This window comes from Streptomyces sp. NBC_00094 (assembly GCF_026343125.1).
Taxonomy (GTDB): Bacteria; Actinomycetota; Actinomycetes; order Streptomycetales; family Streptomycetaceae; genus Streptomyces.
Window position 1 is genome coordinate 5,113,539 of sequence record NZ_JAPEMB010000001.1, and the last position, 23,690, is coordinate 5,137,228.

The 23,690-nt window shown below is 72.6% G+C and carries 24 protein-coding genes; 9 read left to right on the top strand and 15 right to left on the bottom strand.

What is annotated here, in order from left to right; genetic code table 11:
* Nucleotides 1-36 precede the first annotated feature (36 nt).
* Nucleotides 37-1,146 carry a hypothetical protein gene (locus OG580_RS22835; RefSeq protein ID WP_267045534.1) on the bottom strand — a complete coding sequence of 370 codons (1,110 nt, stop codon included), beginning with the start codon at nt 1,144-1,146 and terminating at the stop codon, nt 37-39.
* 72 nt (nt 1,147-1,218) lie between these two features.
* Between OG580_RS22835 and OG580_RS22840 the strand changes: the two genes are divergently transcribed.
* A complete protein-coding gene (locus OG580_RS22840; protein WP_267045535.1) occupies nt 1,219-2,373 on the top strand; it encodes a cystathionine gamma-synthase in 1,155 nt (384 codons plus the stop codon).
* A 59-nt stretch (nt 2,374-2,432) separates the two neighbouring features.
* Here the strand turns inward: OG580_RS22840 and OG580_RS22845 are convergent, their stop codons facing one another.
* The 4 genes from OG580_RS22845 to OG580_RS22860 all read right to left on the bottom strand — a co-directional run bounded on the left by OG580_RS22845 (nt 2,433) and on the right by OG580_RS22860 (nt 4,039).
* Nucleotides 2,433-2,624 (bottom strand): DUF1059 domain-containing protein, encoded by a 192-nt coding sequence (locus OG580_RS22845; RefSeq protein WP_267045536.1) that lies wholly within the window; start codon nt 2,622-2,624, stop codon nt 2,433-2,435.
* Nucleotides 2,625-2,665: 41 nt separating this feature from the next.
* Entirely contained in the window at nt 2,666-2,917 is a 252-nt protein-coding gene (locus tag OG580_RS22850) for a hypothetical protein (RefSeq protein WP_267045537.1), read from the bottom strand.
* On the bottom strand, nt 2,914-3,348 hold the full coding sequence (locus OG580_RS22855) for a sigma factor-like helix-turn-helix DNA-binding protein (protein ID WP_267048083.1): 435 nt from the start codon (nt 3,346-3,348) through the stop codon (nt 2,914-2,916). Before OG580_RS22855 ends, OG580_RS22850 begins: the two co-directional genes overlap by 4 nt.
* Before the next feature lie 154 nt (nt 3,349-3,502).
* Complete coding sequence (locus tag OG580_RS22860) at nt 3,503-4,039, bottom strand: MarR family winged helix-turn-helix transcriptional regulator (protein ID WP_267045538.1); 537 nt, start codon at nt 4,037-4,039, stop codon at nt 3,503-3,505.
* 146 nt (nt 4,040-4,185) lie between these two features.
* On the opposite strand from OG580_RS22860, the gene ilvA reads away from it, so the two are divergent.
* Complete coding sequence (gene ilvA / locus OG580_RS22865; RefSeq protein WP_267045539.1) at nt 4,186-5,415, top strand: threonine ammonia-lyase; 1,230 nt, start codon at nt 4,186-4,188, stop codon at nt 5,413-5,415.
* On the opposite strand, the gene OG580_RS22870 is transcribed toward ilvA, so the two are convergent.
* Complete coding sequence (locus OG580_RS22870) at nt 5,397-5,921, bottom strand: helix-turn-helix transcriptional regulator (protein ID WP_267045540.1); 525 nt, start codon at nt 5,919-5,921, stop codon at nt 5,397-5,399. The genes ilvA and OG580_RS22870 overlap by 19 nt on opposite strands.
* A gap of 302 nt (nt 5,922-6,223) precedes the next feature.
* On the opposite strand from OG580_RS22870, the gene OG580_RS22875 reads away from it, so the two are divergent.
* Nucleotides 6,224-7,255 (top strand): ATP-binding cassette domain-containing protein, encoded by a 1,032-nt coding sequence (locus OG580_RS22875; protein ID WP_267045541.1) that lies wholly within the window; start codon nt 6,224-6,226, stop codon nt 7,253-7,255.
* A gap of 5 nt (nt 7,256-7,260) precedes the next feature.
* Nucleotides 7,261-8,058, top strand: coding sequence for an ABC transporter permease (locus OG580_RS22880; RefSeq protein ID WP_267048084.1), 798 nt, complete (start codon nt 7,261-7,263; stop codon nt 8,056-8,058).
* Nucleotides 8,059-8,071: 13 nt separating this feature from the next.
* Here the strand turns inward: OG580_RS22880 and OG580_RS22885 are convergent, their stop codons facing one another.
* From OG580_RS22885 to OG580_RS22900, 4 genes are all read right to left on the bottom strand, one after another.
* Nucleotides 8,072-10,381, bottom strand: coding sequence for a protein kinase (locus OG580_RS22885; RefSeq protein WP_267045542.1), 2,310 nt, complete (start codon nt 10,379-10,381; stop codon nt 8,072-8,074).
* A 21-nt stretch (nt 10,382-10,402) separates the two neighbouring features.
* Nucleotides 10,403-12,928 (bottom strand): PQQ-binding-like beta-propeller repeat protein, encoded by a 2,526-nt coding sequence (locus OG580_RS22890; protein WP_267045543.1) that lies wholly within the window; start codon nt 12,926-12,928, stop codon nt 10,403-10,405.
* A gap of 110 nt (nt 12,929-13,038) precedes the next feature.
* On the bottom strand, nt 13,039-13,536 hold the full coding sequence (gene greA, locus OG580_RS22895; protein ID WP_267045544.1) for a transcription elongation factor GreA: 498 nt from the start codon (nt 13,534-13,536) through the stop codon (nt 13,039-13,041).
* Nucleotides 13,537-13,725: 189 nt separating this feature from the next.
* Nucleotides 13,726-14,127, bottom strand: coding sequence for a DUF4307 domain-containing protein (locus OG580_RS22900; protein WP_267045545.1), 402 nt, complete (start codon nt 14,125-14,127; stop codon nt 13,726-13,728).
* 98 nt (nt 14,128-14,225) lie between these two features.
* Here OG580_RS22900 and mca point away from each other — a divergent pair, with 98 nt between their 5' ends.
* The 3 genes from mca (at nt 14,226) to OG580_RS22915 (ending at nt 17,488) form a co-directional block, all read left to right on the top strand.
* Nucleotides 14,226-15,107 (top strand): mycothiol conjugate amidase Mca, encoded by an 882-nt coding sequence (mca, locus tag OG580_RS22905; RefSeq protein WP_267045546.1) that lies wholly within the window; start codon nt 14,226-14,228, stop codon nt 15,105-15,107.
* 1 nt (nt 15,108) lies between these two features.
* The gene (locus OG580_RS22910) at nt 15,109-15,345 is read left to right on the top strand and encodes a hypothetical protein (RefSeq protein ID WP_267045547.1); all 237 of its coding nucleotides are present in this window, start codon (nt 15,109-15,111) and stop codon (nt 15,343-15,345) included.
* 115 nt (nt 15,346-15,460) lie between these two features.
* Complete coding sequence (locus tag OG580_RS22915) at nt 15,461-17,488, top strand: thioredoxin domain-containing protein (protein WP_267045548.1); 2,028 nt, start codon at nt 15,461-15,463, stop codon at nt 17,486-17,488.
* Between the two features lie 77 nt (nt 17,489-17,565).
* On the opposite strand, the gene OG580_RS22920 is transcribed toward OG580_RS22915, so the two are convergent.
* The 3 genes from OG580_RS22920 to OG580_RS22930 all read right to left on the bottom strand — a co-directional run bounded on the left by OG580_RS22920 (nt 17,566) and on the right by OG580_RS22930 (nt 19,911).
* Nucleotides 17,566-17,973: a rodlin gene (locus tag OG580_RS22920; protein ID WP_267045549.1), complete on the bottom strand. Its 408-nt coding sequence runs from the start codon at nt 17,971-17,973 to the stop codon at nt 17,566-17,568.
* A 94-nt stretch (nt 17,974-18,067) separates the two neighbouring features.
* The gene (locus tag OG580_RS22925) at nt 18,068-19,120 is read right to left on the bottom strand and encodes an LCP family protein (protein WP_267045550.1); all 1,053 of its coding nucleotides are present in this window, start codon (nt 19,118-19,120) and stop codon (nt 18,068-18,070) included.
* A 380-nt stretch (nt 19,121-19,500) separates the two neighbouring features.
* A complete protein-coding gene (locus tag OG580_RS22930; protein ID WP_267045551.1) occupies nt 19,501-19,911 on the bottom strand; it encodes a rodlin in 411 nt (136 codons plus the stop codon).
* A 218-nt stretch (nt 19,912-20,129) separates the two neighbouring features.
* Here OG580_RS22930 and OG580_RS22935 point away from each other — a divergent pair, with 218 nt between their 5' ends.
* Nucleotides 20,130-20,543, top strand: a complete 414-nt coding sequence (locus OG580_RS22935) for a rodlin (RefSeq protein ID WP_267045552.1) — start codon at nt 20,130-20,132, stop codon at nt 20,541-20,543.
* Between the two features lie 176 nt (nt 20,544-20,719).
* Nucleotides 20,720-20,953 (top strand): chaplin, encoded by a 234-nt coding sequence (locus OG580_RS22940; protein ID WP_323182590.1) that lies wholly within the window; start codon nt 20,720-20,722, stop codon nt 20,951-20,953.
* 68 nt (nt 20,954-21,021) lie between these two features.
* Here OG580_RS22940 and OG580_RS22945 read toward each other — a convergent pair whose 3' ends face one another.
* Together OG580_RS22945 and OG580_RS22950 are read right to left on the bottom strand one after the other, a co-directional pair.
* Nucleotides 21,022-22,278, bottom strand: coding sequence for an FAD-dependent oxidoreductase (locus tag OG580_RS22945; RefSeq protein WP_267048086.1), 1,257 nt, complete (start codon nt 22,276-22,278; stop codon nt 21,022-21,024).
* 41 nt (nt 22,279-22,319) lie between these two features.
* A complete protein-coding gene (locus OG580_RS22950) occupies nt 22,320-23,663 on the bottom strand; it encodes an ATP-grasp domain-containing protein (RefSeq protein WP_267045553.1) in 1,344 nt (447 codons plus the stop codon).
* Between the last annotated feature and the right edge of the window lie 27 nt (nt 23,664-23,690).

The window sequence follows — 23,690 nt, forward strand, 5'->3', positions numbered from 1 at the left end:
TCCGAAAGCCGAGCCCCGAAAGCCGACGCGCAGGCCTCAGCGCGGCAGCGTCACCGGGCTGCCGCCGTTCGCCTCGTACCCCGCCACCGCCAGGTTCCGGAAGACCGTGTACTCCGCCGCCGGGTCCGCGCTCAGCGTCCACGGCACCGCGCCCACGTGCCCGTCGACCCGCACGAGCTGGTGCATGGCCTCGGCCCACCGCTCGCCGCGCACCAGGAACCAGATCAGCAGGTGGCGGACGTGCGCGAGCATCGGGTCGTCGGCCCGGGCCGAGTGGACCGCGTACAGCGCGCCCTCCGTCGCCTTGCTCACCACGGCCGTACGGAAGAAGTCCTGCACCAGCACCACGTCCGGCACGTGCTCGTACACCGCGAACAGGGGCAGCGCCGCGAGCAGCGAGCCCCGCGGGGCGCGCGCCGCGGCCGTCGTCGCGAAGTGGTCGGCCTCCTCGCGCGAACCGTGCCACTTCTCGCACCAGTAGTGCAGGGCCGCCAGATGCGCCCCCATGTGCTGCGGCGCCCGGTCGATGACCTTCGCCCACACCTGGTCGAACTGTTCGTGGCTGTAACCGAGGCCGCGCGCCACGGCCAGCTGCGTGATGTACGGGACGGGGTCGCCGGGCGCGAGCAGCGCCGCCTCGTCGGTGACCTTCCGGGCCTCCTCCAGGATGATCCGGAAGTCGTCGGTCCCGGCCGACGACGAGCGCCACGCCTGCTGCACCAGGAACTCGGCGTGCACGGCCGCGGCACCCGGGTCCTTCGGCGCCTCCGCCCGCCAGGCCCGCAGCCACGCCCCGCCCACGCCGGGCCGCTCCTGCAGTTCGAGGGAGGCGGCGCCCGCGAAGGCCTGGACGCGCTGCCAGCGCGTCTCGCTCTCCTTGTCGGTGTCGCCGAGCAGCCGCGAGGCCGCCCGCCAGTCCTGGGTGGCCTGGACGACGTCCAGGACGTGGAGGAGGTCGTCGTCGGCGCCGGGGAGCCGTACGTCCTGCTCCTCCTGCCGTGCGAAGCCGTACGCCTCCGGGTCCGCCGCGTCCGGTGCGCCGGGCGCGACCTGCCGGATCCCTCCGCCGCCGCGGCGGCGCAGCACGTAGGGGCCGAGGACGCCGAACAGCAGCCCCAGCGCGATCAGGAACCAGAGAATCTCCATGTGTCCATTGTCCAGGACACCCGGTGAGACCAACGAGGCGGCGGGGGGCGCTCAGTACTACGCTCCTGACCCATGAGCGACCAGCACTCTCACCAGAGCTTCGAGACCCGCGCGATCCACGCGGGCAACACCGCCGACCCGCTGACCGGCGCGGTCGTCCCGCCCATCTACCAGGTGTCCACCTACAAGCAGGACGGCGTGGGCGGGCTGCGCGGCGGATACGAGTACAGCCGCAGCGCCAACCCGACCCGTACGGCCCTTGAGGAGAACCTGGCGGCCCTGGAGGGCGGTCGGCGCGGTCTCGCCTTCGCCTCCGGCCTGGCCGCCGAGGACTGCCTGCTGCGCACGCTCCTCGCGCCCGGCGACCACGTGGTCATCCCGAACGACGCCTACGGCGGCACGTTCCGGCTCTTCGCCAAGGTCGTGCAGCGCTGGGGCGTGGACTTCTCGGTGGCGGACACCTCCGACGTCGACGCGGTACGGGACGCCGTCAACGACCGTACGAAGCTGATCTGGGTCGAGACCCCGTCGAACCCGCTCCTCGGCATCACCGACATCGAGGCGGTCGCGGGCGTCGCCCGCCAGGCCGGCGTGAAGCTCGTCGTCGACAACACCTTCGCCTCGCCCTACCTCCAGCAGCCGCTGGCGCTCGGCGCGGACGTCGTCGTGCACTCGCTCACCAAGTACATGGGCGGGCACTCGGACGTCGTCGGCGGCGCCCTCGTCACGGCCGACGAGGCGCTGGGCGAGGAGCTCGCCTACCACCAGAACGCGATGGGCGCGGTCGCCGGGCCCTTCGACTCGTGGATCGTGCTGCGCGGCATCAAGACCCTCGCGGTGCGCATGGACCGGCACAGCGAGAACGCGTCGAAGATCGTCGAGATGCTGACCCAGCACCCGAAGGTCACCCAGGTCCTCTACCCGGGCCTGCCGGAGCACCCGGGGCACGAGGTCGCGGCCAAGCAGATGCGCGGCTTCGGCGGCATGATCTCCTTCCGCGTGCAGGGCGGCGAGGAGGCGGCGGTCGAGGTCTGCAACCGCGCGCAGCTCTTCACCCTCGGTGAGTCGCTGGGCGGCGTCGAGTCCCTCATCGAGCACCCGGGCCGTATGACGCACGCGAGCGTCGTCGGCTCCGCCCTGGAGGTCCCGGCCGACCTGGTCCGTCTGTCGGTGGGCATCGAGAACGTCGAGGACCTGCTCGCGGACCTGCGCCAGGCCCTGGGCTAGTCGCCACCGGTCGGAGGGCCCGGGCGCCGCACGCGGGTGGCGCCCGGGCCCTCCGTCGCTCAGGTCCCGGGCAGCGCGTCCTTCAGCTCGGCCCGTACCTCCGCGCGGAGCTCGGGTGAATCCGTGTGCTCGTGGACGGAGACCATGTGCTCGGCGGCCGCCCGGACCACCTCTTCCTCTTCGCCCGAGATGTAGAGCGAACAGCCCGAGACGCTCGGGGTGTCCCGGCAGTCGGTTGCTTTCCTGGCCATGTCGACCTCCAGTCGGCCCCCACTCCAGGCTAGGCCGGACTTCACCACCCTTCGAGCGGTGGCGTCGTCCGCGTGGGCGGGACCTCCCACGGCCGCTCCGCCGACGCCCACACCGTGAACGCGAGCGCGGCGAGGACGAAGAGGGTCCACAGCACCCGGCGCGCCACCCGGTCGCGGCGGGCCCGCCGGGCCCCGAGTGCCTCGGCCCGTACGGCGAGGTCCGCGGGAACCGGCGGGTGCGGGGTGTCCATCATCCGCCGGACCGCCGCCTCCTTGTCCTCGTGCCGGGTCACGCGGCGCGCTCCCGGCCCGGGGCCCGACCGGGCCCCGGGGAGGTCCCCGTGGAGCGCGCCGAGGCCCGGAGCGCGGCGACCGAGCGCGCGCAGACCGCGCGGACGCGCGCCTCGGAGAGTCCGAGCAGCGCCGCGACCTGTTCCTCGGCCACGCCTTCGTACAGCCGCAGCACGACCACGAGGCGTTCCTGCGGGCCGAGCGCGGCGAGCGGGCCCCGGCCGCCGTGGTACCGCCAGGCCGTGCGGGCGAAGCGGGCGGCGAGGTCGCGGCGCGTGAGCTCGTACGGGTCCTCGTCGCGCAACCGCGTCCACACCGCGTAGGTATGGGCGAGGGCTGCGGTCAACAGGGCCCGGGCGTACGGGTTCGCGGTACGGGACTCGGCGGTCAGCAGGGTCGCGGCATGCAGGAGCCGTCCTGCCGCCCCGGCCACGAACGCCTCGAACTCCCGGGCCCGGTAGGTGTGTTCACCGCCCGGTCCACCACCCGATCCGCTGCCCGGTCCGCTGCCTCCGCTGCCCGTGCCGTTTCCTGAGTCGATCCGACGCTCTCGCACCTCCTCATGGGAGGGCAGCGGGAGCCCGGGGTCAAGAGGTCGGCGCGGACTCCGTCGCCGTGCCTCCGGAAGCTGTCACCGGATGTCCCGCGTGCGCCGACTGCCGTGCGGACAGGGCGGTGTTGAAGCGGGTGAGCAGGGTGCAGAAGGACTCGCGCTCGTCCTGCGTCCAGCCGTCCGTCACCTCCGCCATCAGCTCGCGGCGCGAGGAGCGGACCTCCTCCAGGCGGGCCAGGCCGCGTGGTGACAGCTGGAGGACGACCGCGCGCCCGTCCTCCGGGTGCGAAGTGCGCTTGACCAGACCGGTGTCGACGAGCGGGGCGACCTGTCGCGTGACCGTGGACGAGTCGATCCCCATGCCGGCCGCGAGCGCCTTGACGCCCATCGGGCCTTCCTGGTCGAGCCTGTTGAGGAGGAGATAGGCGGCCCGGTCCATGGAGTTGCGCAGCTGTCCCGTGCCGCCGAGGCGGGTCTGCTCGGCCCGGCGGGCGAAGACGGCCACCTGGTGCTGGAGGGCATCGAGGAGACCGGGGTCGAGCTCAGTCGTCATGTCCTGAGATGTGGGCATGGCTGTGGGTCTCTCTCGTGCGGGGGTCGGTTGGTGGGGGACAGAGTACGCGGCCCCGCCGGGGTCCGTACCGGGGCTGCGCAAACCGGGTTCGACGCCCGCTCGCCGAGCGGCCACGAGGGCCGTGAGCTGCGAGACTTGCTGTCATGACCTTCCGTACGCGAGACCCCTTGCACCACCTCATGCTGGACGACGTGCGCGGGGCGCAGAAGATGCTGTCCGGGGTGGCCCGGGTGACCGCGATGGAGGGCAGCCGTCACCTGTCGTCGCTGGTGGGGGCGCCGGTCCACCTCAAGTGCGAGAACCTCCAGCGGACGGGTTCCTTCAAGCTGCGCGGGGCGTACGTCCGGATCGCCGGGCTGCGGCCCGAGGAGCGGGCCGCCGGGGTCGTCGCCGCCTCCGCGGGCAACCACGCGCAGGGCGTCGCGCTCGCCTCGAAGCTGCTCGGTGTGCACGCGACGGTCTTCATGCCGGTCGGCGCCCCGCTGCCGAAGGTCGCGGCGACCCGGGAGTACGGCGCCGAGGTCCGGATGTACGGCCATGTCGTCGACGAGACGCTGGCGGCGGCGGAGGAGTACGCGCGGGAGACGGGCGCGGTCTTCATCCACCCCTTCGACCACCCCGACATCATCGCCGGACAGGGCACGGTCGGCCTGGAGATCCTGGAGCAGTGCCCGGAGGTCCGGACGATCCTGGTGGGCATCGGCGGCGGTGGCCTCGCGGCCGGCGTGGGGCTCGCGGTGAAGTCGCTGCGCCCGGACGTGAAGGTGATCGGCGTGCAGGCGGAGGGCGCGGCCGCCTACCCGCCCTCGCTGGCGGCCGGACACCCGGTGGTGATCGAGTCGCCGGTGACCATGGCGGACGGGATCAAGGTGGGGCGTCCGGGCGACGTGCCGTTCGCCCTGGTCCGGGAGTACGTCGACGAGGTCCGTACCGTCTCCGAGGACGACCTGTCCTCGGCGCTGCTGCTCTGCCTCGAACGGGCGAAGCTGGTCGTCGAGCCGGCCGGCGCGAGCCCGGTGGCGGCCATCCTCGCCGACCCGAGGGCCTTCCAGGGGCCCGTGGTGGCGATCCTGTCGGGCGGGAACGTCGACCCGCTGCTCCTCCAGCGGATCCTGCGGCACGGCATGGCCGCCGGGGGCCGCTATCTGAGCCTGCGGCTGCGGGTGACGGACCGGCCGGGGGCGCTCGCGACGCTCCTCGCGGTCCTCACGGTCGTCGACGCGAACGTCCTCGACGTGAGCCATGTGCGGACGGATCCGCGCCTCGGTCTGACGGAGGCGGAGGTCGAACTGCACCTGGAGACGAAGGGACCCGAGCACTGCCGGGAGGTGGAGGAGGCGCTGCGGGACGCGGGCTACACGGTCCTCGGCTGACGCGCGCCGCCTTGGTGGAGCCGTACCGCCCGGGCGAGCGTGGCCCCCAGACCGCCGAGCAGGGCGCCGGCCACGACCAGGCCGAGGGGCCGGACGAGGGGCCGGACGAGGGGCCGGACGAGGGGCCGGACGAGGCCCGGCGGGACGAGGTCCGCCCGCCCGGGCCCACGGCGGTTCCGCGCCGCCCCAGGGTGGCGCGGGCCGGGTGCCGGGACGCCGTCCCGCCCGGTCCCGGCCGACTCATGGGCGAGCGAGTGTTCCAGACGGAGCAGGAGCGGACGGGGGTCCTGCCCGGAGGCCGCGGCGAACTGCTCGACCGCGACCCGGGTCGGCAACTGCTTCTGGTTGAGGAACCGTTCCCAGGAGGAGCGGCTGTAGTGCGTGCGCTGTGCGAGCTTGCCGTAGCTGAGGTCCGTGTCGACCTTGATCCGGCGCATCTCGGCCGCCAGCTCCGCCCACGGCGTCGCCTCGCCGCCGACGTACCCCAGGTCACCGTTCGCAGCCATCCCCGTCTCCCCCGTCAGTCGTACCCGTTGCCAGGAACCACAGCCTCGCGCGGAGGTCCAACAGCGCTCCAACGAAACGCCAACGGGCGGGCGGAAGGGTAGGGGGGACGACGTGTTCCCGACACCCTCCCGCGTCCCAGGGACGCCGGCCCACGGCCACGCGGGACACCGGCCGCCGAAGCCGGGCGGACCGTCCACCCCGCCCATGATCATGTGGCGCGGGTCACACATTCACTGGGCGAGGCCCGCCCGACAAACCTAGGATCGGTAGGAAACGCCCGAATCTCTCCGGGAGAATCCCTATGCCAGGCGCGATCTACGCCGAGGGTCTGGTGAAGACCTTCGGTGACGTACGAGCTCTGGACGGCGTCGACCTCGACGTACCCGAAGGCACGGTCCTGGGCCTGCTCGGCCCGAACGGCGCGGGGAAGACCACCGCCGTGCGCGTGCTGACGACCCTCCTCCAGCCCGACAGCGGCCGAGCGGTCGTCGCCGGGGTCGACGTCCTCAAGCATCCCGAACAGGTCCGCCGCTCGATCGGCCTCTCCGGCCAGTTCGCCGCGGTCGACGAGTACCTCACCGGTCGCGAGAACCTCCAGATGGTCGGTCAGCTCTACCAGATGAAGGCCAGGGAGGCGAAGGTACGGGCCGGCGAACTCCTCGAACGCTTCAACCTCGCGGACGCCGCCGACCGCACCGCCAAGACGTACTCGGGAGGCATGCGCCGCCGCCTCGACCTCGCGGCGGCCCTCGTCGTCTCCCCGCCGGTCATGTTCATGGACGAGCCGACGACCGGTCTCGACCCCCGCAACCGGCAGGCCCTGTGGGAGGTCGTCAAGGAACTCGTCGCGGGCGGTACGACCCTGCTCCTCACCACCCAGTACCTGGAGGAGGCCGACCACCTCGCCCACGACATCTGCGTCGTCGACCACGGCAAGGTCATCGCCCGCGGCACCTCCGACCAGCTCAAGGCCCAGACGGGCGGCGAGCGCGTCGAGGTCGTCGTCCACGAGCCCGGAATGATCACGGGCGCGCGCGACGTCCTGGCCCGCTACGGCATCGCCGGCAGAGGGGTCGCCGAGGTCTCCGTCGAGCAGCACACCCGCAGGCTCACCGTCCCCGTCACCGGCGGCGCCAAGCTGCTCGCCGAGGTCATCCGCGACCTGGACGCCGTCGGCGTCGAGATCGACGACATCGGTCTGCGCCGCCCCACCCTCGACGACGTCTTCATCTCCCTGACCGGCCACGCGGCCGCGCTCACGGAGGAGGAGAACGGCGGACCCGCCGACAAGGACGGCCGAGGCCGCACGCGTACGAAGGAGGTGTCGAAGTGAGCAGCATGAACGATTCCCTGGTCATCGCCCGCAGGAACCTGATCCGCATGACCAGGATTCCCGAGATGATCCTGTTCGGGCTCGTGCAGCCGGTGATGTTCGTGGTCCTCTTCACGTACGTCTTCGGCGGCTCCATGAGCATCGGCGGCAGCACCGACCCGGACGTCTACAAGAACTTCCTGATGGCGGGCATCTTCGCGCAGACGGTCACCTTCGCCACGGCCGGCGCGGGCGCGGGCATCGCGGACGACATGCACAAGGGCCTCATCGACCGCTTCCGCTCCCTGCCGATGGCCCGGGGCGCGGTCCTCACCGGCCGTACCCTCGCCGACCTCGTACAGACGGCGCTGACCCTGATGGTCCTCGCGATCGTCGCGCTGCTCATCGGCTGGCGCCCGGGATACGCGGAGCCGACCAACTTCGCCAAGGTCATGGCCGGCTTCGGCCTGCTCCTGCTCCTCGGCTACGCCTTCACCTGGATCGGCGCGCTGATCGGCCTCTCGGTCCGCACCCCGGAGGCGGCGACGTCCGGCGGTCTGATCTGGCTCTTCCCGGTCACGTTCATCTCGAACGCCTTCGTGGACTCCAGCCAGATGCCGTCCTGGCTCCAGCCCATCGCCGAGTGGAACCCGTTCAGCGCCACCGTCCAGGCGTGCCGCAAGCTCTTCGGCGACCCGGGCGTCTCGCCGTCGGACGCCTGGCCGATGCAGAACCCGGTCTGGGCGTCGCTGATCTACTCGATCCTGATCGTCGCGCTCTTCCGCACGCTCTCGGTCCGCAAGTACCGCCGGGCGGACGGCTGACACCGGCCGGAGGTCACGGCAGATAGCCGGAGACGACCAGGCCGTCGGGGAGGGTGAGGAAGACCGCCCCTCCGGCGGCCAGCGCGTCTCCGGACGTCTGCGCCGTGACGCTGTCGGGCAGATTGGGCCGGTACTCCTCCACGTCGTCCCCGCCCCCGGGGCCGGAGGCCGGGTAGGAGACCACGCGCTCCTTGCTGCTGGTCACGACCCGGTCGCCCACGAGGTAGACGCGGTCCGCGGACTCTCCCGCCTCCCACCACCGCTCGCGCCCGCTCTCCAGGTCGTACGTGACGACCGTGCCGCCCCCGCTGACGACGGCGACCAGCCCGTCCGCGTTCACGGCCGGCCCGGCCGAGACCTCGGTGCCCAGGGTGCGGCGCAGCCGGAGCGTCGCAGGGTCGAGGACGCCGACGGTGCCGTCCTGCCGGTGCGTGCAGAGCACGCTGCCGCTCTTCTCGTGGACGACGAACCCGCCGCAGCTCTCCTTGCCGCGCGCCGCCTCCTTGCCCGTACGGGCGTCCAGGGCCACCGGCACGACACCGAGCGGGACGTAGACCCGCCCCGCCGCCGCGACCGGCTGCTCCGGCAGGGCGTCGAGCGGGGTCTGCCACAGCTTCTCGCCGTCGGCGAGCCGCACGGCGGTGACCAGGCCCGTCCGCTCGTCGCGCATGTTGACGTACGAGGAGTAGAGGACCCCGTCCAGCAGGTCGGTGCCCTTCACGGCCCAGTCGGCCCCGGGCCCCGGGATCCTGCCGCGCTCCTTCCCGTCACCGAGCCCGTACGAGACGACCCCGTCCGGCCCCGTCACGTACGCGGTGTCGCCGACGACCGCCGGGTACTGGGCGCCGCTGCGCAGCCCCTCGCCCCGGCCCGGCACCTTCCACAGCTGCTTGCCGTCCGCCGCGCTCAGCCCGGTGACCGCGCCGCCGGACCCGGGGCAGACGAGGACCTTCGGGGAGAGTGCGCAGGTTCCGATGCCCGTCTCCACCTCGGCCGTCCAGGGCGACCAGCCCGCCGGCCGGGAGGAGCGCTCCGTACCGGCCGCGCCGAAGTCGTTGGTACGGCCCGTGCCGCCGTACGGCAGGACGACCCGGCTCAGCGTGGCCGGAGCCGGATCCTCCGACGAGCCGGGTGTGGTGGGCGCCCCCGCGACCCCACCCGCGGACCCGCCGGACCCACCGGACCCACCGGACCCACCGGAATCGTCGGTCCGGTTCAGCAGCACCACCCCCGCCGTCGCGAGCACGGCCACCACCACCGCGCCCGCCACGACCGCGCCCCACGGCCGACGGCGCGGCTCCACGGGCGCGGCGGCCGGAGCGGCAGGCCGGTCCGTCATCGCGGTGGGGGAGTACGGCACGACCGGGCCGAGCGTCGGCAGGTCCGCGACGCCCGCACCGGAGGACGCCGCCTCCCCGACGCTCCGCGCGGCCTCCCCGTACTCGGCGAGCAGCGACAACACCCCACCGGGCCAAGGGAATACGGCGGACCGCTCACCGCCCTCGTCGAGCAGCGACGCCAACTCCCCGGCCGAGGGCCGCTCCGTCGGGTCGAGCCGCAGGCAGCGCTCCACCACGGGCCGTAGCTCCGGCGGAACCCCGGACAGTTCGGCGTCGGCCCGGGTGATCCGATAGATCACCGCGGCCATCTCCTCGTCGTGGAACGGCCCGTGGCCGCTCGCCGCGAACGCGAGCACCGCGCCCAGGCAGAACACGTCCGACGCGGGGACCACCGCCCGGCTGCCCACCAGGTGCTCCGGCGACATGAACCCGGGGGAGCCGACGACCAGGCCGGTCGAGGTGAGGGCCGTCGCCTCGAAGGCCTGGGCGATGCCGAAGTCGATCAGCTTGGGCCCGGCCGCGCCGAGCAGGACGTTCGCGGGCTTCAGGTCCCGGTGCAGCACCTCCACCCCGTGGACGTCCGCGAGCGCCCGGGCGAGCGCGCCCCCCAGGGCCCGTACGGCCGCGACGGGCAGCGCCCCCGACCGTACGACGGCCTCGGCGAGCGAGGGCCCCGGCACGTACTCCGTCGCCAGCCACGGCGAGGGCGCGTCGGCGTCGGCGTCCACGAGCCGCGCCACACCGGGCCCGTCCACGGTCCGCGCCGCCGCGATCTCCCGCCGGAACCGGGTCCGGAAGTCCCCGTCGACCTCCAGGTCCTCCCGGACGGTCTTCACCGCGACCATCCGGTGCGGATCGGCCGTCGGCACGTCGGCCCGGCAGGCGAGATGCACCTCGCCCATCCCGCCCGCGCCGATCCGGGCGAGCAGCCGGTAGGGCCCGACGAGCCGCGGGGGCTGTCCCGGGGGCAGAGCTTCCAGCATCGAACAGGTCCTTCCGGAACGTCACTTGGGGAGTTCGACCGACGCGACGACACCCTTGTCGAAGACGACGTACGCGATCCCGCCCACCGGCAGGACCTCCGGCGGCCGGATCTTCCTGGACTGCAACTCACCGTAGTCCGGGTCGTAGGACTCCTCCTCGGCGCGCGGCCCGGGCGCCCCCGGCACCGCCGTGACCCTGGGCGTGCCCGGCGTGCCGTCGGCGCCGAGCCGCACGGTGTGGAGCGAGGAGTAGTCGGCGTACACGATCCGGTCGCCCGCGAGCAGCGGCGCGGACCAGCTCTGGGCCAGACCGGCCGGAGCCGCCGTGAGCGGGAAGGAGGCGAGCGTCTCGCCGGTGCGCGGGTCGAGGATCCGCAGGCCCTTGTCCCAGGTCAGGACGGACCGCGGGCCGATCGCGGTGGGGACGGCGGTGCCGAGCGCGCCGGGCAGCGACGCCTTCGAGGCGAGGGTGCGGGCGTCGAGCAGGTGCAGGGAGGTTCCGGTGTCGGTGCCGTACAAGGCGTCGGCGCAGTACGCCGACGCGCCCACGATCTTGAGCTCCTTGCAGGCCTCGGCGTCCTGGTCGACCTGTCCGAGCTGGGTGCCCTTCCTGCCGTCGTACGCGACGAGCCCGCCCTGGCTGAGGGCGTAGACGACGCCCCGGGAGTAGGCCACGGGCTCGTACGCCTGGCGCTCGGCGAAGGAGATCTCCGCGTTGGTGAGCTCCTCGGACCAGAGCTGCCGCCCGTCGGCCAGGGCGAACGCCGTCAGGGCGGCCCGGACCTGGATGGAGTCCTCCGTCACCTTCGTCGCCACGAAGACGGTTCCGTCGGCGACGACGGGCCGGGTCTCGAAGCCGCCCTGCGGCCCCTGGGCCGGCTTCTCCCAGCGCACGGCCCCCGTGCGCGCGTCGCGCACCTGGAGGGAGCTCCCGGCGACGAGGACCACGCTCCCGTCGTGGACGGTGGGGCGCGTGGCGCTCCCGGCCGTGTGGGGGAACCCGTGGGAGGTGGTGTAGGTGTCGTGCGGTGTGTCCTCGGCGCGCGGGACGTCCCACAGCTTCGTCCCGCTCGCCGGGTCCAGCGCCTCGTAGCGCCCGTCCGTCGTCCGGCAGACCAGCACCTTCTCGCCGGCCGAGCAGCCGAGCGCCGGCGCGGTCAGCTTCGTCTTCCAGGACTTCCAGCCGGCCGGCCGCTGGGCCGTGTTCTGCGGGACGACGCCCGAGGCGTCGGCGAGGCCCCGGTCGTCGACGCCCGGGACGCGGGGCCCGGCGGGCGGGGCGGCCTTCGGCGGCGCCTGCGGCTCCTTCGCCACGCCCTCCGGCCACAGCAGGTACGCGCCGAGGCCGCCGGCCACGACCGCGAGGGCCAGCGCCGCGGCGAGCACCCGCCGCCTGCGCCCGCGCGCGGGCGGGGCGTCCGGCCGCGCGACCGGCCCCTGCGTCGGTACGGAGTGCAGCCCCGGCACCCCGGAGGTGACCACGGGCCGCCGGGGATCGGCCGCGGGCGCGACCTCCAGGAGCGGCCCGCCCGAGGCCACGAGCTGGGCGAGCTCCGTCCCGTACTCGCCGATGTGGTCCCGGATGCCCTCCGGCCACGGGAAGACCCTCCCCGTCTCCCCGCCGAGCAGCTCCGCGAGCCGCTCGGGCGAGGGCCGCTCCGCGGGATCCAGGGCGAGGCAGGCGGCGACGGTCCCGCGCAGCTCCTCCGGCACCCGGCTCAGATCGGCCTCGGCCTGCGAGACGCGGTACAGGACGGCGGCAAGGGGCCCGTCGCCGAACGGGTCCTCGCCGGTCGCCGCGTAACAGAGCAGCGAGCCGAGGCAGAAGACGTCGGACGCGGCCGTCACGCGCCGGGCGCCCGCCACGTGCTCGGGCGACATGAAGGAGGGCGTGCCGACCATGAGACCGGTGGCGGTCATGGTGGTGGCGGCGCTGCTGCGGGCGATGCCGAAGTCGATGAGGCGGGGCCCGTCGACGGAGAGCATGACGTTCCCGGGCTTGAGGTCCCGGTGCAGGACCCCGGCCGCGTGCAGGTCGGCGAGGGCGCGGGCGATCCCGGCGCCGACCGCGCGGACCGTGGCGACGGGCAGTGCGCCGCCGCGCCGCACGGCCTGGGAGAGGCTGGGTCCGGGGACGTACGCGGTGGCCAGCCACGGCACCTCGGCGTCGGCGTCGCCGCCGACGGGCGCGACGGCGTACGGGCTGGAGACGAGCCCGGCGACCTTGATCTCGCGGCGGAACCGGTCACGGAAGGCGGGATCGCCCGCGACATCACGCCGCACGGTCTTCACGGCCACGAAGACCCCGCGCTCCGAGGAACCGCGCTCCGAGACCCGGCCCTCCGGGGAGCCGCCCTCCGAGGAACCGCCCTCCGGGGAATCACCGCCCGAGGAGTCACCGCCCGGGGAGTCACCCCCCGAACCGCCCCCGGCCCCCCGTCCCAGGAAGACCTCGCCCATGCCGCCGGCGCCGAGCCGGGCCAGCACCTCATAGGGTCCGATCCGTCGTGGCGTGCCTTCACGCAGCGGTCCCAGCACTGTGCCCATCCCCCCTGATGACGCAACGTCAGGGCCGCATCATTGCATGTGCATGCAAGGCGAAGGGCCGGGCCCCGAGGGGGTCCGGCCCTTCACGCGAAGGCGGGGTGAGCGGCGCCTCAGCCGGTGTACGGCTTGGCGCTGAGGATCTTCACCGCGGCCTTCTTGCCGTTCGGCAGCTCGTACTCGGCGTCGTCACCGGCCTTCTTGCCGTTGAGGCCGACGCCGAGCGGCGACTGCGGCGAGTAGATCTCGATGTCACCGCTCGCGTACTCGCGGGAGGCGAGCAGGAAGGTCAGCGTGTCGTCCTCGTCGCCGTCGAAGGCGATCGTGACGACCATGCCGGGCTCGACGACGCCGTCGTCCGCCGGGGCCTCGCCGACCTTGGCGTGCTCGAGCAGCTGGGTGAGCTGGCGGACCCGGAGCTCCTGCTTGCCCTGCTCCTCCTTGGCCGCGTGGTACCCGCCGTTCTCGCGCAGATCGCCCTCTTCGCGTGCGGCGGCGATCTTGGTGGCGATCTCGGTACGCGCGGGACCAGACAGGTACTCAAGCTCTCCCTTGAGCTTGTCGTACGCCTCCTGGGTGAGCCAGGTGACGTTGTCGCTGGTCTGGGTCACAGGTGCTCCTCGTAGGTACTGGGAATACAAAGCATCGCCCTACACGGGAAGCAGGCGCTTCCCGGGTGGGCGAAACCACGAGCCTAACAATGAGTGGCGAAAAGCGGGAGGACATCAGTCATGAAGATGGCGTCACCCCAGGTCACGCTCATGACCCGCCGGGACTCGTCACCCGGTCCCTACCCACCGCTACCGAGCCGTACACCCCACGAGCTCGGCACTGGTCGCGAGCGCGGTCGTACGGAGCGTGAAGACGTCGTCGACCCGGCCGGCGGGGTCATCGATCCGGACGTCCTTGCGGGCCACCTCGGCGCCGTCCTCGGCGCGCGAGCGCAGCGTGCAGACGCCCTTGACGCCCTCGTCCTTGCGGATCTCCAGGTGCACCTGCACCTCGGTGGGGCTCACGACGTCGAACTTGATCATCTCGGCGCTGATCTTGCTGTCGACGACGTAGTGCCAGCCGAACCAGCCCATCATGCCGAGGAAGAGGACCCCGAGCACCGCTCCGGTGACCTTGAGCTTGCGGTCGGCCCGCTCGTCCGCGGAGCGCCCGTAGCGCCCTTCGGGCAGCTGCTCTCGCACCGCGCTCATGGTGGATCCTCTCGAAGCCGGGGGTGGCGGAATTTTCACTCCCCCGATTCCGTCACTATAGAAGCCTCCCTCCGCGTCGAATCACTGAGGATCGAGTCTTGACTGAGCAGCTGCGCCTGATGGCCGTTCACGCCCACCCCGACGACGAGTCGAGCAAGGGTGCGGCCACGATGGCCAAGTACGTGTCCGAGGGGGTGGACGTCATCGTGGTGACGTGCACGGGCGGCGAGCGCGGCTCGGTCCTCAACCCCCAGCTCCAGGGTGACGCCTACATCGAGGCGAACATCCACGAGGTGCGCCGCAAGGAGATGGACGAGGCCCGCGAGATCCTCGGCGTCTCCCAGGAGTGGCTGGGCTTCGTCGACTCGGGTCTGCCCGAGGGCGACCCGCTGCCTCCGCTCCCCGAGGGCTGCTTCGCCCTCCAGGACGTGGACGTGGCCGCCGGCGAGCTGGTCCGGAAGATCCGCTCCTTCCGTCCGCAGGTCATCACGACCTACGACGAGAACGGCGGCTACCCGCACCCCGACCACATCATGACCCACAAGATCACGATGGTGGCCTTCGACGGCGCGACGGACACCGAGAAGTACCCGGAGGCCGAGTTCGGCCCGTCGTGGCAGCCCCTGAAGCTCTACTACAACCAGGGCTTCAACCGTCCCCGCACGGTCGCCCTGCACGAGGCGCTGCTCGCCCGCGGGATGGAGTCCCCGTACGGCGAGTGGCTGGAGCGCTGGAAGGAGTTCCAGCGCTCGGAGCGGACGCTGACCACCTTCGTGCCCTGCGCCGACTTCTTCGAGACCCGCGACAAGGCCCTGATCGCCCACCGCACCCAGATCGACCCCGACGGCGGCTGGTTCCGGGTCCCGATGGAGATCCAGAAGGAGGTCTGGCCGACGGAGGAGTACGAGCTCAGCAAGGCGCTGGTCCCGACCTCCCTCCCCGAGGAAGATCTCTTCGCGGGCATCCGCGACAATGCCTGACATGAGCGCACACCTGGCACTGACCCAGCTTGTCCCCTTCGCCGCCGAAGAGCTGGACAAGAACAAGGTGACCCCCGGCGTCCTCGGCTTCGTCGTCTTCGCGGTCCTGGCCGTCGCGGTCTGGCTGCTGATGAAGTCGATGAACCGCCACATGGGCAAGGTCTCCTTCGAGGAGGCCCCGGACCCGGACGCCACCCCGGACACCCCGGCCGCCAAGGCCGGCGCCGCCGGGAAGTAGCCGGAGCGGCCGGAAGCAGCCGGAAAGCCGCCACAGGGCGGCGGACCGGCAGGTCACGCGACGCCCCGACGGCCCGCACCCCCGTGGTGCGGGCCGTCTGCGGCAGGATGGGCCCATGGCGAACCGACTGGCCCACGAGACCTCCCCGTACCTCCTTCAGCACGCCGACAACCCGGTCGACTGGTGGCCCTGGTCGGCCGAGGCCTTCGAGGAGGCCCGCCGCCGCGGCGTCCCGGTGCTGCTCAGCGTCGGCTACAGCTCCTGCCACTGGTGCCACGTGATGGCGCACGAGTCCTTCGAGGACGACGCCACCGCCGCCCTGGTCAACGAGCACTTCGTCGCCGTCAAGGTCGACCGCGAGGAGCGCCCCGACGTCGACGCCGTCTACATGGAGGCCGTCCAGGCCGCCACGGGCCAGGGCGGCTGGCCGATGACCGTCTTCCTCACCCCGGACGCCGCCCCCTTCTACTTCGGTACGTACTTCCCGCCGGAGCCCCGCCACGGCATGCCCTCCTTCTCCGACGTCCTGGAAGGCGTCCGCGACGCCTGGGCCGACCGCCGCGACGAGGTCGGCGAGGTCGCCGACCGCATCGTCAAGGACCTCGCGGGCCGCTCCCTCGCCTACGGCGGCGACGGAGTCCCCGGCCAGGAGGAACTCGCTCAGGCACTCCTCGGTCTCGTACGCGAGTACGACGCCACCCGCGGCGGCTTCGGCGGCGCTCCCAAGTTCCCGCCGTCGATGGCCCTGGAGTTCCTGCTCCGCCACCACGCCCGCACGGGCTCCGAGGGCGCCCTCCAGATGGCCGCCGACACCTGCGAGGCCATGGCCCGCGGCGGCATCTACGACCAGCTCGGCGGCGGCTTCGCCCGCTACGCCGTCGACCGCGCCTGGGTCGTGCCCCACTTCGAGAAGATGCTGTACGACAACGCCCTGTTGTGCCGGGTGTACGCACACCTGTGGAAGGCCACCGGCAGCGACCTGGCCCGCCGGGTCGCCCTGGAGACCGCCGACTTCATGGTCCGCGAACTGCGCACCCCCGAGGGCGGCTTCGCCTCGGCCCTCGACGCCGACAGCGACGACTCCACGGGCAGGCACGTGGAGGGCGCCTACTACGTCTGGACCCCGGAGCAGCTCGCCGCCGTCCTCGGCGAGGACGACGCCGCCCTCGCCGCCGCCCACTACGGCGTCACCGAGGACGGCACCTTCGAGCACGGCAGCTCCGTCCTCCAGCTCCCGCAGGGCGGCGGAGTCGCCGACGCCGACCGGATCGCCTCGATCGCGGCCCGCCTCCTCGCCGCCCGCGAGGAGCGCGAGCGCCCCGGCCGCGACGACAAGGTCGTCGCCGCCTGGAACGGCCTCGCGATCGCCGCCCTGGCCGAGACCGGCGCCCTCTTCGACCGCCCCGACCTCGTCGAGCGCGCGACCGAGGCGGCCGACCTGCTCGTCCGGGTCCACATGGACGAGACCGCCCGCCTGACCCGCACCTCCAAGGACGGCCGGGCCGGCACGAACGCGGGTGTCCTGGAGGACTACGCCGACGTCGCCGAGGGCTTCCTCGCCCTCGCCTCCGTCACCGGCGAGGGCGCCTGGCTCGAGTTCGCCGGCTTCCTCCTGGACATCGTCCTCGACCGCTTCACCGGCGAGGGCGGCGCGCTCTACGACACCGCCCACGACGCCGAGGCCCTCATCCGCCGCCCGCAGGACCCCACCGACAACGCCACCCCCTCGGGCTGGACCGCCGCCGCCGGCGCACTCCTCTCGTACGCCGCCCACACCGGCTCCGAGGCCCACCGCGCCGCCGCCGAAGGGGCCCTCGGCGTCGTCAAGGCCCTCGGCCCGCGCGCGCCCCGCTTCATCGGCTGGGGCCTGGCGGTCGCCGAGGCCCTCGTCGACGGACCCCGTGAGATCGCCGTCGTGGGCGCCCCCGGCGACGAGACCTTCCGGGAGCTGCGCCGTACCGCGCTCCTGTCCGCCGCCCCCGGCGCGGTGCTCGCGGCCGGCACCCCCGACAGCGAGGAGTTCCCGCTCCTGAAGGACCGGCCGCTGGTGGCCGGTGGGGCCGCAGCGTACGTCTGCCGTCACTTCGTGTGCGAGGCCCCGGTCACCGACCCGGCCGCGCTCGGCGAGCAGCTCCTCGGCTGAGTCCCGGCCGGAACGGGGACGGCCCCGCCACCCCTCCGAGGAGGGGCGGCGGGGCCGCCGTCGCCGAGCGTCGTCGCTCAGCTGTTGCCGGCGCCGTTGCCGGACAGCACGGGGATGTCGCTGAGGATGTGCGACAGCGGCTCGTCACCCTTGGCCTGGGTGGAGTTCTCGACGCACTGCTGGTTCTGCGGGGAGGACAGGACGTTGATGTCCTGGACCGCGATCGGGATGAGACCGACGATCGAACCGGCGTTGACCTTGGCCGGCAGGCCGACGCACGGCTTGTTCAGGGAACCCTGGACGAGCGCGAACTGCGGGCTCATGTTGCCGTACGTGGCGGAGTTGCCGAACTCCTGGTGGGCACCGTTGCCGCTCAGCGAGGTGGTGCCACCGTCGTCGGCGATCGCGAGCGCCTGTCCGGCACCCGCCGCCGTCGCGCCGACGACCGACGCGGCCACAGCAGCCGTAGCCAACAGCTTCTTCATTGTTCAGGCCTTTCGGATACTGGCTCGCTCAGTGCCGAGCCGTGCTGATCAACTGGTCAGAGGCCCGGAGGTTCCGGGAAGTCCACCGGACGGCCTACGGGCAGATGAGCGAAGACCCCGTGGCGGGCCGGTACGTGGCCGCCGGGATCAGGCTGGGCGCGACGTCCCCGGCGACCGGCAGCGGCCGGTCCTCCCGCAGCCGCCCGAAGACCTCCGCCGCCCCCTCCTCGTCCCAGGCGACCGTGGACCCGACGCCCTCGATGGCCGGGTTGAAGTCCCGTACGGGCACGGTCGCGAACTCCGTACGGTCCGGGGGCAGCTCCCGCAGCCGCGCGGCGAGGGTCAGCAGCTCCGCCGTCGAGATCGCGCGCTCGCCCTCCGCCGTCCCGCGCAGGGTCGCGGCGAACTCCCTCAGCCGCGCCGGATCGTCGAGGACACCTTCGTGGAGCTGCCGCAGCGTGTTGACGACGAACTTCTGCTGCTTCTGGATCCGGCCGAAGTCCATCTGCCCGTCCGCCTTTCGCGAGCGGACGTACTGGAGTGCCTCGCCGCCCCCGACGCGCTTGGTCCCGGGCTGCAGGTCGATGCCGGTGGCGGGGTCCTTGAGCGGCTGCGCCGTACAGACGGGGACCCCACCGTCGACACGGTCCACGGTGTCCATGAACCGCCGGAAGTCGATCTCCAGATAGCGGTGGACCGGGAGGCCGGTCATCGACTCGACGGTCTCCACGGCGAAGGAGGGACCGCCCTCCGCCCAGGCGCTGTTGATCTTCGCGGGATGGGCGCCGTGGACCTTGCCGGTCCGTCGGTCGCGGTGGTCGGCGGGGAAGGCGGTGAGCGAGTCGCGCGGCAGCCCCACGACGTCGACGCGGTCGTTCTCCGCGGAGACGTGGACCAGCATGATCACGTCCGTGCAGTCGCACTCCTGCCCGCCGAGCCGGAAGCGCTCCTTCTCCTCCTCGGTGACGCCCTTGCGGGTGTCGAGGCCGACCACCAGGAGGTTCAGCCCCTTCTCCGGGGAGGGGAGTTCGGTCGGGACGGCGGTCGCGGCGACGGCGAGGGCACCGGGAACGAGAGCGGCGAGAGCGGCGAGTGCCGCCGGGACGAGCAGCGGCCGACGGGGCCGCTTCGGGCGCGCGAATTTCATGCCCGCACGCTATTTCGACCTCTCTCGTACACAGATCCGCGACGCGACATGTGCAGAGCGAATCACTCTCCTGCGGCGCCTGTGTAATGATGCGTGAATCGCAGCGGAAGGAGCGAGGATGGCGCCGGATTCCGGGAAATGGGAACGGATGGCCTTCATTCCGAAGAGCCGTTATGTAAGTGACCCGACCCCCGCCGACCGCACGCCATTCCCGGTCTATTCCGCACTCGTGACGCAGTGGGTGCAGGCGGGGCGCACGGTGCCGGGAATGCCGGACCGGGAGTGGGAGCGGCTCGTCAACACCCCCGTCTGGCCGCACAGGTAGGACCGAAACGAAAGAGGCCGCCCCGGAGGGCGGCCCCTGACGTGTGAGCGGGACGTCAGTTGTTGCCGACGCCGTTGCCCGAGAGGACCGGGATGTCGTCGAGGATGTGCGACAGGGCCTCGTCACCCTTGGCCTGGGTCGAGTTCTCGACGCACTGCTGGTTCTGCGGGGAGGACAGCACGTTGATGTCCTGGACGGAGATCGGGATCGCGCCGACGATCGAACCGGCGTTGAGCTTGGCCGGCAGGCCGATGCACGGCTTGTTCAGCGAGCCCTGGACGAGCGCGAACTGCGGGCTCATGTTGCCGTACGTGGCGGAGTTTCCGTACTCCTGGTGAGCGTGGTTGCCGCTCAGCGAGGTGGTGCCGCCGTCGTTGGCGATGGCGAGCGCCGGGGTCGCCACCGCGGCGGACGCGCCGACGATGGAGACGGCTGCGGCCGCAGTGGCCATAACCTTCTTGATCACGGGAGTTCCCTTCTAGAACCGGCTCCGTGCAGGGAGCGCCCTGATCAACTGGCCCCGGACGTTTGGGTTCCGCCGTGTCACCCCCTTGGCGGAGCGCACTCGGCAGCGCGAAACGAGGTCCCAGTCGAACGAGTGAAGGGCCGGAACCAAAGCCCCCGGGCGCAGTTGATCCCGTCGCATCAATCAGGTCGATTGGTGGGAACAGGAACGGAATCACCGTGATCAAGAAGATTATGGCGGCTGCGGCTGTTACGGCCTCTGTTGTCGGCGCTTCCGCTGCGGCGGCCTCCCCGGCGCTCGCCATCGCCAACGACGGCGGCACCACCTCGCTGAGCGGCAACGGCGCCCACCAGTCGTTCGGCAACTCCAAGACCGCCGGTGACATGAGCCCCCAGTTCTCGGCCGTCCAGGGCTCGCTGAACAAGCTCTGCCTCGGCGCCCCGGTCAAGGGCAACGTGGGTTCCGTCGTCGGCATCCTCGTCCCCGTCGCCGTCCAGGACGTCAACGTGCTGTCCTCCCCGCAGAACCAGCAGTGCGCGGAGAACTCCACCCAGGCCAAGGGTGACGAGCCGCTGTCGCACATCCTGGAGGACATCCCGGTCCTCTCCGGGAACGGCGCCTACAACGGCTGATCCGCACCGCGCACGACAGGGCCGGAGAGAACGTTCCCGTTCTCTCCGGCCCTGCCGCGTACGGGCAATGGAGTGAAATGGGAGAGGCCGTCGTTGTTTCGGTTTCCTTTGTGAGGCGTGTTCGTTGTGTGGTGTGCAGCGGAAACGTATTCCGCCGAGGAAAGGATCCAGACGCAATGAACTGTAAGAAGGCTGCGGCCATCGTCGCCGGAATCGTCATGGCCATGGGTGTGGCGTCGCCCGCCTTCGCGGACGCGGACGCGCACGGTGCGGCCATCGGTTCGCCGGGCGTCCTGTCCGGCAACGTGGTCCAGGTCCCGATCCACATCCCGATCAACGCCTGCGGCAACAGCGTGAACGTCATCGGCGTGCTGAACCCGACCGTCGGCAACTTCTGCGGCAACTTCTGAGTCTACAGAGGCACGTAGGCGCAGGGGCCGGCCCCGGAGAGCACCCGCTCCCCGGGGCCGGCCCTCGGCTATGCCCCGACAGGGGCCTTCTCGCCCGTACGGGGCCTGCCCACCGTGCCGCCGCGTGCGCCCGCCCGCAGCCGCTGCCGCACTCCCTTCACCAGCCGGCCCGCCGTGTACTCGGCACCGAGGACGAACCGCATCGACGGCCCGTACGACGGCGCCGTGAGCAGCCCGGCGAGGAAGAGGCCGGGCCAGGAGGACTCGAAGAGGCCGTCGACCTCCGGGGCGCCGACCGCGCCGACCGTCCGCAGCGCACCACGCAGCGCCGGGTCGAGCATCCCGGCCCGGTCCAGGCCCGGGGTGAAACCGGTGGCGGCGACGACGTGGTCGGTCTCCAGGACCGTCGTCCCCTCGGGGCCTGCGACGTCGAGCCGGAGCCGCCCGTCCCCGGTCACGGTCGCCGAGGTGATCCGCTGCCCGAGCCGTACGTCCCCGACCGCCGCGAACCGCTCCCGTAGCCACCACGCGCCCGCCGGGCCCAGCGCCGAGTCGAAGATCCGCTCGCGGGTGGCGGCCGGCAGCCGCCGGAAGATCCCCGGGGTGTCCGCGTACAGCTTGTTGTGCCAGCCGCAGCCGAGGCCCGTGTGCGGGGCGCGCAGCGAGAGCCACGGGCCGCGGTCGAGGGCCGGTGGCGGGGTGTTCCAGTTCAGGCGGTCCGCGCGGGCGACGATCCGGACGGTGGCGGCGCCCTGCTCGGTGAGGAGCACGGCCGTCTCCAGGGCCGCCTGACCGGCTCCGACGACGGTCACGTCCTGCCCGGCGAAGCGGTCGAGCTCGCCGTGGTGGCTGGAGTGCGTGACGTACCGCCGGGGCAGCCCCCGCAGAGGTCCGGGGATCTCCATGAAGGGCAGGACCCCGACGGCGAGGGCCACCGTCCGGGCACGGAGGCACTCGCCGTCCTCGGTCAGCAGCTCGAAGCCCTCCGTGGCGGGGGCGACCGAGGCGATCAGGCGTCCGTCGAGGTCGGGCACCGCCTGGCGGGCGAACCAGTCGCCGTACGCGGCGAAGAAGTCGACCGGGAGGGGCACGCCGTGCTCGGCGCGGACGCCCCTCGTCACGGCGTACGCGTCGAGTCCGTACGCCCCCTCCGGGTCGGAGAGGTGGGAGGCCCACGGCTCCGACTTGAGGAACATGCCCGAGGGCATGGCGTGCCAGGACTCCATCGAGCGGCCGAAGGTCCGCAGGCGCAGCCCGTGGGCCGCCGCGTGCGCGGCCACGGACAGGCCGTAGGGTCCGGCTCCGACGACCACCAGGTCGTCCATCGACTTCGACTTCGACATCGCGCCTTCCGCCTTCTTCGTCTTCATCGTTCGCATCGCTGGGTGAGCTGGTCGCGGGAGGTGCGGGCCGGCGCCGGCAGGGTGGCCGGGTGCCGGACCCGGCCGGTCCCGAGCCGCCGGGCGGCCGCGCCGAGGGCCTTGCGCAGCAGGTGCGCCAGCCAGACGCGGCCCATCGCGAGCGCCGGCGCCGGGTCGTCGGCCGCGAACCAGGCGCGCTCGGTCCGCCGCTCCCACACGGTGTCCGGCCCGGCCGTGTACCGGCGGCGCGGGGAGGTGAGGAGCGACAGCGCCGCGTAGTTCTCCACGACGAACCGGCGGCCGTACGCGGGGGAGTGCGGCGGTACGGGACGGCCGGTGAGGTCCAGGTGCATGGCCCGGACGACGTCAAGACCGTCGGGATCGGTGAAGAGCCGGAACTGCGCGCCGGGCCGGGGGTTGAAGTCGAGCAGGTGGTACGCGCCCGTCGACCGGTCGAGCCGGAAGTCCAGGTCGCACACGCCCCGGTAGCCGAGAGCGTCGAGCAGCTCGCGCGCCGCGCGGTCCACGGCCGGGTTCGCCGTCCAGCGGCCCACGGCGGTGAGCCCCGCCCCGTCGGGCCAGGAGCGCTCCTTCAGCCCGGTGGCCCCGGTCACGCAGCGGCCGGCGGAGTCCACGTACCCGTGGAAGAACCAGTCCAGGTCCCGTCCCGCGGGCAGGAGTTCCTGGAGCAGCAGCCGGCTGCCGGCCTCCGGGGTCCGGGCGTACAGCTCCCGCACCTCGGCGAGGGACCGCACGATCGCGGTGCTGCGCAGTCCGCGGCCGGCCGGCAGCAGCCAGGGCCTGCTCCACTTGGCGACCACCGGGAGGCCGAGCGACCAGGCCATCGCGGCGGCCTCGTCGGCGCCGGTGGGGAGTTCGGTACGCGGATGGGGCAGGCCCAGGGCCGCGCAGGTGGTGGAGAGCGCGGCCTTGTCCGCGACCCGCAGCAGCTGCTCCTCGGTCTGCTCGGGCAGCAGGAAGCGGGGGGAGAGCTCGGCGCGCCGACGGGCCAGCGCGAGGGCGCTGACGTCGTCCAGAGGGATGGCCAGCACGGGATGTGAGGCCCCGTCGGGTACCCGGCCGTCGATGTCGTGGCTGATCTCGTCGGCGATTCGGACCAGCAGTTCCGTGAGCGCGACGGAGGACGGCGTGGGCGGGCCCGTGCGGGCCGAGCGGAGATATCGGGATCGGGAGACCGGGCTGGTGGTCGATTCGATGACGGCGTGGACCGGAATTCCCGCTCTTCCCAGCGAGCGCGCGGCGCCGAGAGTGCCGTGATGGAAGGGGTTCCGGTCGAGCCGTACGAGGACGGTGGGGACGCGGGTGTCGAAACTCTGACGGCGCGGCACGGCATGCCCTTCATCTCGGGTGCCCCA

Coding starts and splice junctions, on each gene's coding strand:
- OG580_RS22835 (WP_267045534.1), bottom strand. CDS start 1,146: ATGGAGATTCTCTGGTTCCTGATCGCGCTGGGGCTGCTGTTCGGCGTC.
- OG580_RS22840 (WP_267045535.1), top strand. CDS start 1,219: ATGAGCGACCAGCACTCTCACCAGAGCTTCGAGACCCGCGCGATCCAC.
- OG580_RS22845 (WP_267045536.1), bottom strand. CDS start 2,624: ATGGCCAGGAAAGCAACCGACTGCCGGGACACCCCGAGCGTCTCGGGC.
- OG580_RS22860 (WP_267045538.1), bottom strand. CDS start 4,039: ATGCCCACATCTCAGGACATGACGACTGAGCTCGACCCCGGTCTCCTC.
- ilvA (WP_267045539.1), top strand. CDS start 4,186: ATGACCTTCCGTACGCGAGACCCCTTGCACCACCTCATGCTGGACGAC.
- OG580_RS22870 (WP_267045540.1), bottom strand. CDS start 5,921: ATGGCTGCGAACGGTGACCTGGGGTACGTCGGCGGCGAGGCGACGCCG.
- OG580_RS22875 (WP_267045541.1), top strand. CDS start 6,224: ATGCCAGGCGCGATCTACGCCGAGGGTCTGGTGAAGACCTTCGGTGAC.
- OG580_RS22880 (WP_267048084.1), top strand. CDS start 7,261: ATGAACGATTCCCTGGTCATCGCCCGCAGGAACCTGATCCGCATGACC.
- OG580_RS22885 (WP_267045542.1), bottom strand. CDS start 10,381: ATGCTGGAAGCTCTGCCCCCGGGACAGCCCCCGCGGCTCGTCGGGCCC.
- OG580_RS22890 (WP_267045543.1), bottom strand. CDS start 12,928: ATGGGCACAGTGCTGGGACCGCTGCGTGAAGGCACGCCACGACGGATC.
- OG580_RS22900 (WP_267045545.1), bottom strand. CDS start 14,127: ATGAGCGCGGTGCGAGAGCAGCTGCCCGAAGGGCGCTACGGGCGCTCC.
- OG580_RS22910 (WP_267045547.1), top strand. CDS start 15,109: ATGAGCGCACACCTGGCACTGACCCAGCTTGTCCCCTTCGCCGCCGAA.
- OG580_RS22915 (WP_267045548.1), top strand. CDS start 15,461: ATGGCGAACCGACTGGCCCACGAGACCTCCCCGTACCTCCTTCAGCAC.
- OG580_RS22920 (WP_267045549.1), bottom strand. CDS start 17,973: ATGAAGAAGCTGTTGGCTACGGCTGCTGTGGCCGCGTCGGTCGTCGGC.
- OG580_RS22925 (WP_267045550.1), bottom strand. CDS start 19,120: ATGAAATTCGCGCGCCCGAAGCGGCCCCGTCGGCCGCTGCTCGTCCCG.
- OG580_RS22940 (WP_323182590.1), top strand. CDS start 20,720: ATGAACTGTAAGAAGGCTGCGGCCATCGTCGCCGGAATCGTCATGGCC.
- OG580_RS22945 (WP_267048086.1), bottom strand. CDS start 22,278: ATGGACGACCTGGTGGTCGTCGGAGCCGGACCCTACGGCCTGTCCGTG.